Raw genomic sequence first — 10,949 nt, 5'->3', positions numbered from 1 at the left:
CGTGTCCCTTCGGGTGGCGGGCGACCGGGTCAGCCCGCGGCGGCCGCGGTGAACGACCGCAGCGGGGTGAGGGCGTGCTCGCCGATCCGGGCGCGCTGTTCGGGCGCGGTGACGCCGAGGCCGGGAGAGGGGGCGAGGCAGAGCACGCCGACCTTGCCGATGTGCTGGTTGAGCTGCACCCGCCGGGTCGCCTCCCCGACCTCGGCCAGCGGGTACACCTCGGAGATCACCGGGGCGATGCGGCCCTGCTCGAAGAGGCGGGCGCACTCGGTCATCTCCTGCAAATTGGCTATGTGGCTGCCGATGATCCGTTTCAGCTTCATCCACAGGTAGCGGTTGTCGAAGGTGTGGTGGTAGCCGGTGCTGGAGCCGCAGGTGACGACCGTGCCGCCGCGCCGGACGACGAACACGGAGATGCCGAAGGTGGCGCGTCCGACGTGCTCGAACGCGATGTGCGGGTCCTCCCCCACCTCGCGGCGGATGATCGCGCCGAGCCGTTTGCCGGCCTTGACGGCCTGCTCGGGGTCGTCACCGGTGTCCTGGCCGATGCCGATCTCCTCGCGGTTGATCACCACCTGGCAGCCGAGCCTGCGGGCGACGGCCTCCTTCCGCTCGGAGCCGACCACGCCCACCGCGATCCCGCCGCCGTTCCTGACGAGTTGGGCCGCGTACGCTCCGAGCCCGCCGGCCGCGCCCCAGATCAGCACGACGTCGCCCTGCTTCATGCGGGCGCCCCGGTCGCTGACGAGCATCCGGTAGGCGGTGCCGCCGCACACGGGGATGCCGGCGGCCTCCTCCCATGTCAGGTGCGGTGGCTTCGGGATGAGCTGGCTGGCGCGCGCGACCGCGTAGTGGGCGAGCCCGCCGTAGTTCGTCTCGAAGCCCCAGGCCAGCTGGCCCTCGCTGAGCATGCCGTCGGTCTGGGTGGCCGGCTCCTGGTCGTCGACGTGGGCGGGGCTGACGATGACGTGGTCGCCGATCCGCCGGCGCCGCACGCCCGAGCCGACCCGCACCACGACCCCGGCGGCGTCGGAGCCGAGGACGTGGAAGGGCTGGTCGTGCCGGGTCGCCCAGCCGCCCTGCCGGGCGTAGGAGCGCAGGAAGCGGAAGGTGGACACCGGCTCGAACTTCGCCGACCACACGGTGTTGTAGTTGACGGAGCTGGCCATCACCGCGACCAGCACCTCGTCAGGGGCCAGTTCGGGCATCGGCACCTCGCCGACGTGCAGCGTACGGCGGACGTCCTTGTCCGCGCCGCTGTCCGCCCGCGCGAAGACGTTCTCGTCCTCGACGCGCAGGTGCGCCGCGGTGTAGGTGCCGGGCAGCGGGGCGCGGGCGAGCTCCTCCGGGGCGGCTCCGGACAGCACGGCGTCGGTCAGCACGGCGTCGGTCAGGGACATCGGTACCTCACTGGCTGGTGGACGGTTCGACGGACAGCACGTGACGGAAGAGGTTGCGGGGGTCCCACCGCGCCTTGACCCGCTGGAGCCTCGGGTAGTTCTCCTTGTAGTAGAAGGTCGACCAGGGCACGCCGGAGGCGTTGTGGGCGGGGTCGGCGAGGTCCGCGTCGGCGTAGTTGATGTAGCAGCCGTCCCAGGTGCCGTCGGGCACGGGCACCCCGCCGGTGGCGGCGTAGACCTCCTTGTACATCCCGCGCACCCAGTCCAGGTGGGTGTCGTCCTGGGCCGGGTCGGTCCACCACGCCTGGTACTGCATCTTGACGACCGAGTCGCGCTGCGGGATGGCGGTGGCGTCGGAGGCGACCGTGGAGATCTGCCCGCCGTACGGGAAGATGATCAGGGAGGCGCCCGGGTTGCTGTAGTCCGTCCTGGTCAGGTAGCGGTGGATGGTCTGCGCCTGCCCGGTGGTGAAGTTGCCCTTGAGGTAGGCCGACTTCGCCTTGACGCGTACGGCCGGGGCCGCGTAGTTCGAGGTGGAGATGTACCGGGTGGCCTGGCCCCAGGTCGCCTTGGTGGGTGCGGCGACCAGTGCCGCGCGGACGCCTTCGGCGGTGCCCTCGCCGATCGCGGCGAGGTAGTCGGCGAGGATGTCCTCGGCGCCGGCCACGGTCGCGTCGACCTGGGTGATGAGGGTCAGGGCGCCGGCGGCGAGCTGGTTGAGGCCGAACAGGCTGGACAGGCCGGTCTCCGGGGTTCCGGGGGCGCTGTGGGCGCCGAGCCAGTCGATGTAGTTGCGCAGCAGCCGGACGAAGTCGGCCTCGTCGACGGCGGTCCACGGGATGGCCGTGACGTTGAGCAGGACGTGCGAGGGCGGCTGGGGCAGCAGCGTGCGCGGGTCGTCGCCGGACGCGCCGGGGGTGCGGAACCAGTACCGCGTGACCACGCCGAAGTTGCCGCCGCCTCCGCCGGTGTGCGCCCACCACAGGTCGTGGTACGGGTCGTCGGGTTCGGCGGTGGCCACGACGGCGCGGGCCCGGCCGCCGGCGTCCACGACGACCACCTCCACGGCGTACAGGTGGTCCACGACCAGGCCGAACTGACGCGACATCAGCCCGTATCCGCCGCCGCAGGCATGGCCGCCCATGCCGACCGAGTAGCACAGCCCGCCGGGCAGGGTGACGCCCCAGCGGTGCAGCAGGGTGTCGTAGACGTTGAGGAGGATCGCGCCGGGCTGGACGGAGAAGGCGCGGCGCTTCTCGTCGTAGGCCACCTCGTCGAGGGTGGACAGGTCGAGGACGGCCTCGATCTCCGGGTTGTAGACGAAGTTCTCGAAACAGCCGCCGCCGCTGCGCACCGAGAAGCGCTTGCCGGTGTCCACCAGTTCCTGGACGGCGGTGACCGCCTCGGCGGTGGAGCGGATGACCCGGATCTGCTCCGGGTCGCCGATCCAGCGCTGGTTGTAGCCGCTGGTCATGTCGTCGTACCGGGGTTCGCCGGGGGTGACGACGATCGGTTCCTGGGCCGGTTCCGCGGCCTGGGCCGTGCCGGACGACGTCACTGCCACGGTTGCTCCCGCGATCGCGTATCCGAGGAGTTCTCTGCGGCCCGGCTCAGCCATGGGCCACCGCCGGCATCCGGGTGATGGCGCTGACGAAGTTGCTGGTGATGCGGACCGGCTCGCCGATGTGGAAGTCCGGGGTGCGGCGCAGCAGTTCCTTCAGCAGGACCCGCAGCTCCATCCGGGCGAGCACGTTGCCCAGGCAGTGGTGGGGGCCGCCGCCGCCGAAGCTGATGTGCCGGTTGGGGGTGCGGGCGAGGTCGAGGACGTTGGGGTCGGCGAAGACGCGCTCGTCGCGGTTGCCGGATGGGTAGAAGAGTGCCATTTTGTCACCCTCGCAGATCTGCCGGCCGTGCAGCTCGATGTCGCGCGCCGCGGTGCGCCGCAACGTGAGCACCGGGGTCGACCAGCGCAGCAGCTCCTCGATCGCCTTGCCCGAGCGGGCGTCGAAGTCGGCGGCGAGGAAGGCGCGTTGCTCGGGGAAGTCGGACAGCGCCTTGCCCGCGTGGCTGATGGTCTGGCGCGGGGTGTCGAAGCCGGCGCCGATCAGCAACAGGAAGAAGGCGCTGATCTCGGCGTCGGTGAGGCCGTCGCCGTCGACGCGGGCCTGCACCAGGTCGGTCATCACGTCGTCCTGGGGGTCCTCCCGGCGGGCCCTGGCCATCGCGACGGCCTTGCCGGAGACCAGTCCGACGACCTCGTTGACGATGTCGGCGCGATCCCGCCCCCGCTTCTCCGCCTCGTCGCGGCTGGACAGCATGACGGTGATCGCCTCGGTGAAGCGGTCCAGCTCCGCGGGGTCCAGGCCCAGCATGTACGTCATCGTCCAACGAGCCATCGGCATCGACACCTTGGCCACGAAGTCGCACTCGCCGGCAGCCGCGAAGTCCGCCACGATCCGGCCGGCCTCAGCGCCCATCGAGCCGCGCATCTGCTCCATACGGGCGGGGCTGAAGGCGGACGTGACCAGGCTGCGCACCTTCAGGTGGCGGGGCGCGTCCATGGCGACGATGGACTGGGTGGCCTGGAGGATCTCCTCGGGCAGTTCCTCGAACTGCACTCCCTTGCCCGAGATGTAGAGGTCCGGCCGGCTGCTCACCGCCACGATGTCGGCGTGCCGGACGACGGCCCAGAAGCCGTCGTCCGGGGGCGTCGGCAGCAGGCTGCCCTCCGGCGCCTTGTGCCAGGAGATCGGGCGTTCGTCGCGCAGGACGCGGAAGGTGTCGTCCCAGGCCGCCGGGGGCTGCGACCAGAAGTCGATGGACGATATGTCGGCGGTGTCGAACTGCCGGGCCACGGTGGTCACCTGGGTCTCCTCCTCGGGGAACGGCGCGCAGGGCCGTGGGAGTCGGCACGGCCTGACGTGCCGATGCATCGCCTGAGCATGCGTCCACCCCCTTGCCGCGGCCTTGTCAGACCGCTTGCGGCTTCCTTGCGGGCGCAGGGACGGGCTCTTCCCTGCGCCCGCAGGGACGGGTTCTTCCGTGCGGGGGCAAGCACCGGCTCTTCCGTACGTGGGCAGGCACCGGCTCTTCCGCGCGGGGCAGGGACGAGTTCACCCGCTCTTGCGCAGCCTCGTCCGCTCCGTGCCGCTCAACTCGGCGAGCAGCACCTCCTGGATCAGCGCATCCCGGAACGTGAGCCGGAACGGCGGCCGCGGCACCCGCCGCAGCAGCCCGCAGCGTGCCGCCGCCTCGATGGCCGCCTCCGGGTCCGTGCCGGGCGACACCGCGTGCCGGACCAGTTCCAGGTCGAAGTCGGCGCCCAGTGCCGAGCAGCAGCGCAGCACCTCCAGCACCGGCTCGGGCAGCCCGGCGATCCGCCGCCCCAGCGCCTGCCGGACGCCCAACGGCACATCCACCAGTGCCGACTCCACCGCCGTACGGTGGTGCAGCAGCTCCGGGTCGCCGACGCCGGCCAGGAACTCGTGCAGGAAGTACGGGTTGCCGCGGCTGCGTCCGTGCAGGACCCGCAGCACGTCGTCGGGCACTCTGACCCCCGTCTGCAGGCTCACGAGATCCGCGGTCTCGGCCCTCGACAGCCCGGTCAGCCGGAGGCTGCGCGTGCGCGGGTCGCTGATGATGTCGGTGACCACGCCGCCCTTCATGAAGTCCGCCGCGACCCCGGTGTCCTCCGCGATCACGACGACGCCGAGCGGTTCGCCGTGCAGCCGGGTGCGCAGGAGCCCCAGCAGCTCCAACGAGCGCGCGTCGGCCTGGTCCAGGTCCTCCAGGACGACGACCAGCGGCGCCTCGGCGGCCAGCACCAGCAGCGTCTCGGACATGGCGTCCTGGATACGGAAGCGGGCCAGGATCGGCGGCTCCTCCGCGGTCAGGCAGCGCCGGCCGGCCTCGGGGTCGAGCATCAGCGGAGCGAGCAGGCTGCCGAAGCGGGCCTCCGCCCGGCGGAACGCCTCGGGCCGGGAGACCGCCAGCTGACGGAAGATCTGCGACCAGACCCAGTACGCAGGTATGCCCTCCCCGGAACTGCAGCAGCCCCACACCACCTCGTGCGGCGAGCCTTTGAGGTGCGCGGTGGCGTCCTCGACCAGTTCCGTCTTGCCCACGCCCATCTCGCCCAGCACGGCGTAGAGATGGCTGCTGCCGTTCAGCGCGTCCTGGATGTGGGCGCCGAGCAGGGCGCGCTCGCGTTCCCGCCCCACGAACTTGCCGCCGGCCGCGCGGGCGACGCCGGGAGCGGAGGCGGTGGGGACGGAGGCGCTGGTGGAGGAGGCGGTGGGGGCGGGCAAGCCGAGGGGAGCGGGTGCGGCTGCGTGCGGAGCGGGGTCCGCGGCGGTCGGGACGCCGTGCGATGCCGTGCGGAACCCGGCGACGGAAGTGCGGGGCGACAGGGGCAGGGGCAGCGCCGCGGCCGGGGCCGGACCGGCGGGTACCGGGTGTGCCGCGGCCTCGGCCGGGCCCACCGGCGCGTTCGGCACGGGACCGCCGGGGAGGGCCTTCACTCCCATGACGGCGATGACGTCGGTGGCACCAACGGCCCCGGCGCCGGCCGGCGGCGCGTCCGCGAGGTTCCCGGTGCTGCCGAAACCCGTGGCACCGTCGGCGTTCCCGCCGGCGAACGTGACACTGCCGGCGTCGAAGCTGTGCACCGTGGCCACGGTGTCCGCCGCGCTCGGCCGTCCCGGTCCCACCGAGCCCCCGGTGACGGCGAAGGCCGTGGCCGCCGGGGGCCGCCCCGGGCCGGTGTTCGGCTCGGCCGGGCCCCTGCGGTACGCCCCGGCCCCGCCCGCCGTCGTGCTCACCGACCGTGCCGGCGGCTCGGGCAGGATGAGGCGCTGGTGGAGGATGTTCGTGTGGACCCGCTGGAGTTCGCCGCCAGGGTCCACGCCCAGTTCCTCAGCGAGGTGGCGGCGGGTCTGTTCGTACAGGCGCAGGGCCTCCGCCTGGCGTCCCAGGTGGTACAGGCCGGTCATCAGGTGGCCGACCAGGCGTTCGTGAGTGGGGTTGTGCTGGACCTCGGGGTAGAGCACCCGGACCAGGTGGTCCGCGTCGCCGAGGGCGAGGCACGCGTCGGCCTGGGCCTCCAGGGCGGTCAGGCGCAGGTGTCCGAGGCGTTCGATCTCGTCGGTGATGGGGCCGTAGGAGACGAGTTCGAGGTACGGCTGGGCGCGCCAGAGGGAGAGCGCGTGCGTCAGGTCGGCGCGGGCGAGGTCGAAGCGGCGGTCGGCGACGGAGCGCCGGCCGCGTTCGAGGAGCCGCTCGAAGCGGTGCACGTCGACGAGTTCGGGATCGAGTTCGAGGACGTAGCCGGGGGCGCGGTGGTTGAGCCGGGCGTGACCGCCGCCTTGCTCCCGGGCCCGGGCGAGAGCGCGGCGCAGGTGGGAGACGTAGGTCTGGAGCGTGGCGAGGGGGTGACGGGGCGGTCGGGCGCCCCAGAGTTCGTCGATGAGCTGCCCGGCGGCGACGACGCTGCCCGAGCGCACGAGCAGCAGTCCGAGCAGTGCGCGGTGGCGCAGGGGGCCCAGGGGCAGCACCCGCCCGGCCTGCATCGCGGTGAGCGAGCCGAAGGCACGCAACTCCCAGGCGGCGGAGGCGGTTTCCTTCGTCTGGCCTGGTGCCCACCCGGCCCCTCTCGGCGCCAGTGTCGTCACGCTCGCCTGGTCCACGGTCTCGCGCTCGGAGGGTTCAGCCATGCCCATCCTTACTTCACGGGAGGTGGGGTGGATCGTGCGTCGCCCGGTCCGGGCAGTGCACATGTGCCGTGGTCCACTCGGGCTGTCGAGAACACGGCCGGATTCTTCCGGCCGGACCACAAGGTCCGGGTGGGCGGTGGAAGCCTGCCCTGCGCACCTTCTGCCGCGGTTCACCTCCTCGGGTGCGGCCGATCCGTTCTCACAGCTCGCACCGGTGTCCGTGCTGGTGCACGGCTTGCCGGAACCCCCGTCAGTGATGCTGGTGCGATCGTAGAGCACTTGTTTTGCGTCTGGTGCAGAACTTTGACTTTTTTGACCGAGATGGGGCGGGTTGACGCCTGACGGCACAAAGGTGTCGTTGGGTTCGAGGAAGCGTGCGCGTGCGTACGGCCGTGCGCCGGGGGCGCGTTCCGACGTGCCCGACATTCCGACGTGCCCGACGTGCCCGACGTGCCCGACCTGCCGACCTGCCGACGCAAGGGTCTCGCAAGGCACCGGCCAGCGTTCCGCAAGGTGCGCCGCCAGCGCCCGGCAAGGGGCGCGGGTCATGCTCCCCGCATCAACCCGGCAGGACCCGGAGCAGGGAACCGTCCCGTGGCCAGGAAGGCGCAGTCGTGCAGGAGATGCAGGTGACCGAGGAACTGGACGTGAGCTTCGTCCAGACCCCCCACGAGGTGCTGAAGCGGCTCCGCGAGGCCGGACCCGCCGTGAAGGTGATGCTGCCGAACGGTTCGCTGGTGTGGATCGTGACCCGTTACGACGAGGTGCGGCAGGCGCTGAGCGAGGCCCGGCTGAGCAAGGACTTCAAGGGCCTCAACGAGCTGATGACCAAGCACACCAAGGAGGGCCACGCGCCGAAGCAGTACGACGAGGCACTCGTCGGCCACATGCTGGCCAGCGACCCGCCGGACCACACCCGGATGCGCCGGCTGGTCAACAAGGCGTTCACGCCGCGCCGGGTCGAGGGCATGCGGCCGATGCTGGAAGCGCTGACCACCCACCTGCTCGACGAGATGGACCGGCAGGAGGAGATCGACCTGCTGGAGGCGTTCGCCTATCCGGTGCCGATGGAACTGCTCTGCACGCTGCTGGGCGTGCCGGAGGCCGAGCGGCTCGCCTTCGGCCGGTACGCGGCCACCGTTCTGTCCGACCTCGCGCCGGAGGGCTACGAGGCGGCCACCCAGGCGATGCGCGAGTACCTGGTGAAGCTGATCCAGGTCAAGCGCGAGAACCCCGGCGAGGACCTGCTGAGCGCGCTGATCACGGCCCGCGACGAGGACGACAAGCTCAGCGAGGGCGAACTGCTCGCCACGATCTACCTGATGTTCTCGGCCGGCACGGAGACGGCGGTCAACCTGATCGGCAACGGCGTGCTCGCCCTCCTCACCCACGCCGGTGAACTCGCCAGGCTGCGCGCCGACCGCGCGCTGCTGCCGCAGGCCGTGGAGGAGTTCCTGCGCTTCGACGGCCCGGTGAACCTCGCCACGTTCCGGTACACGATCGAGCCGGTGGTGCTCGGCGACGTCACGATCCCGGTCGGCGAGGTGGTCATGGTGTCGCTGATGGCCGCCAACCGCGACCCCGACCGCTTCGACCAGCCCGAACTCTTCGACATCACCCGGCCGATCGGCGGCCAGATGACCTTCGGGCACGGCATCCACTACTGCATGGGCGCTCCGCTGGCCCGCCTGGAGGCCGAGATCGCCATCGGCATGCTCCTCGACCGCTTCCCCGACCTGTCCCTCGCCTGCGACCCGAACGAGTTGCGGTGGCGGCTCAGCACGGTCACCCACGGCCTGGAGAAGCTGCCGGTCAGGCCGCACGGGGCGGGCTGAGGCCCCCTCACCCGCCGGGTCCTCCCCGGTGATTCCTCGTTCGGCGGCACGGCGGAAGGGACAACTGTCATGGGCGCGGTTCACGACGCGGACACGGGTGCCGGCACCCCCACGGGCCCGCGGGACAAACCGATCGCGGTCGTCGGCATGGCGTGCCGGCTGCCGGGCGCCCCCGACCCGTCCGCCTTCTGGCAGTTGCTGCGCGAGGGGCGCGACGCGATCTCGGAGCCGCCGCCCGGCCGCGGTCCGGCGCGCCGCGGCGGCTACCTGGACCGCGTCGACGGCTTCGACGCGGCCTTCTTCGGTGTCTCGCCCCGCGAGGCGCTGGCCATGGACCCCCAGCAGCGACTCACCCTGGAGCTGGGCTGGGAGGCGCTGGAGGACGCCGGTATCGCCCCCGACTCCCTCAGCGGTACGCCCGCGGGCGTGTACGTCGGCGCGATCGCCGACGACTACGCCGCCCTTCTGCGCCGCAGCGGCCCACAAGGCCTCACGCGGCACGTGTTCACCGGAGTCCAGCGAGGAGTGATCGCCAACCGGCTCTCCTACTCGCTGGGGTTGCGGGGGCCCAGCATGACGGTCGACTGCGGCCAGTCCTCGTCACTGGTCGCAGTCCACCTGGCCGCCGCGGCCCTGCGCCGCGGCGAGGCGGAGCTCGCCCTGGCGGGCGGCGTGCACCTGAACCTGGTGCCCGAGAGCACCACCGCCGTCGACCGCTTCGGCGCGCTCTCCCCAGACGGCCGCTGCCACACCTTCGACGCGCGCGCCAACGGCTTCGTGCGGGGCGAGGGCGGCGCCCTGGTCGTTCTCAAGCCGCTGTCCCGCGCCTTGGCCGACCGGGACCGCGTCTACTGCGTGCTCAGCGGCTCCGCCGTCAATCACGACGGCGGCGGCGAGGGCCTGACCGTACCGAACGCCGAGGCCCAGCGGGAGGTGGTGTCCGCCGCGCTCGCCGACGCGGGCGTGCGCGCGGCGGACGTGCAGTACGTCGAACTCCACGGCACCGGAACCCCGGTGGGCGACCCCGTCGAGGCCGCCGCGCTCGGTGCCGCGCTGGGTACGGCTCCCGGCCGGACGGCCCCCCTCGCGGTCGGCTCGGCCAAGACCAACGTCGGCCATCTCGAAGGCGCCGCCGGTGTGGTGGGCCTGCTGAAGGCCGCGCTGTCCCTGCATCACCGCGAGCTTCCGGCCAGCCTCAACTTCGAGACGCCGAATCCGGCCATCCCCTTCGAGCGTCTTCGGCTGCGGGTGCAGACGGACACGGGCTCCTGGCCCCGGCCCGACCAGGCGCTGGTGGCCGGGGTTTCGGCGTTCGGGGTGGGCGGTACGAACGCGCACCTGGTCCTGACGGAGGCTTCGCCGGTGGAGCCGGTGGAGCCGGTGGAGCCGGTGGAGCCGGTGGAGCCGGTGGAGCCGGTGGAGCCGGTGGAGCCGGCGGCGCGGGCGACGGAGGCGGTGCCGGAGCCGGCGGGAGCGGTGCCGGAGCTGGCAGGAGCGGTGCCGCTGGTGGTGTCGGCGGCGAGCGCGGAGGCCCTGGCCGCCATGGGCGGACGGCTCGCGGAACGGCTGGAGTCAGACCCCGGACTCCCGCTCCCCGATGTCGCCCACGCACTGGCCACCACCCGGGCCCAACTCCCCCACCGGGCCGTCGTCATCGCCGACAACCGGGACAGTGCCCTCACCGGTCTGCGGGCCCTGGCCGAGCACCGGCCCACCCCCCATCTCATCACCGGCCACGCCACCCACGCCACCGGCCCCGGACCCGTCTTCGTCTTCCCCGGCCAAGGCTCCCAATGGCCCGGCATGGCCCACACCCTCTACGCCCACAACCCCACCTTCCGCGACTCCCTCAACACCACCGCCGCCGCCCTGGACCCCCTCACCGGCTGGTCCCTCATCAACACCCTCACCGGACCCGACCAGGAATGGCTGGAACGCGTCGACAAAGTCCAACCCGCACTCTTCGCCATGATGATCGCCCTCACCCACCTCTGGACCACCGC

6 protein-coding genes are annotated in these 10,949 nt (G+C 72.3%); 2 read left to right on the top strand and 4 right to left on the bottom strand.

Translation table 11 applies throughout. The features are described from left to right. Nucleotides 1-29: 29 nt before the first annotated feature. The 4 genes from ccrA to AB0399_RS33280 form a co-directional block, all read right to left on the bottom strand. On the bottom strand, nucleotides 30-1,400 hold the full coding sequence (gene ccrA / locus AB0399_RS33295; RefSeq protein ID WP_329363868.1) for a crotonyl-CoA carboxylase/reductase: 1,371 nt from the start codon (nucleotides 1,398-1,400) through the stop codon (nucleotides 30-32). 7 nt (nucleotides 1,401-1,407) lie between these two features. Continuing rightward, a complete protein-coding gene (locus AB0399_RS33290) occupies nucleotides 1,408-2,964 on the bottom strand; it encodes a BBE domain-containing protein (RefSeq protein ID WP_366413841.1) in 1,557 nt (518 codons plus the stop codon). Nucleotides 2,965-3,010: 46 nt separating this feature from the next. Beyond that, on the bottom strand, nucleotides 3,011-4,264 hold the full coding sequence (locus tag AB0399_RS33285; RefSeq protein ID WP_329363870.1) for a cytochrome P450: 1,254 nt from the start codon (nucleotides 4,262-4,264) through the stop codon (nucleotides 3,011-3,013). Nucleotides 4,265-4,513: 249 nt separating this feature from the next. Next, nucleotides 4,514-7,111 carry a BTAD domain-containing putative transcriptional regulator gene (locus AB0399_RS33280; RefSeq protein ID WP_366413840.1) on the bottom strand — a complete coding sequence of 866 codons (2,598 nt, stop codon included), beginning with the start codon at nucleotides 7,109-7,111 and terminating at the stop codon, nucleotides 4,514-4,516. Nucleotides 7,112-7,734: 623 nt separating this feature from the next. Here AB0399_RS33280 and AB0399_RS33275 point away from each other — a divergent pair. Then, nucleotides 7,735-8,946, top strand: coding sequence for a cytochrome P450 (locus AB0399_RS33275; protein WP_329373821.1), 1,212 nt, complete (start codon nucleotides 7,735-7,737; stop codon nucleotides 8,944-8,946). A gap of 69 nt (nucleotides 8,947-9,015) precedes the next feature. Further along, on the top strand, nucleotides 9,016-10,949 hold a 1,934-nt coding region (locus AB0399_RS33270; protein WP_366413839.1), incomplete at its 3' end, for a beta-ketoacyl synthase N-terminal-like domain-containing protein.

It is taken from the genome of Streptomyces sp. NPDC088194, from assembly GCF_040702025.1.
GTDB lineage: Bacteria > Actinomycetota > Actinomycetes > Streptomycetales > Streptomycetaceae > Actinacidiphila.
Note: the sequence above shows the minus strand (reverse complement) of the source record. Positions and strands in the feature narration are given on the sequence as shown.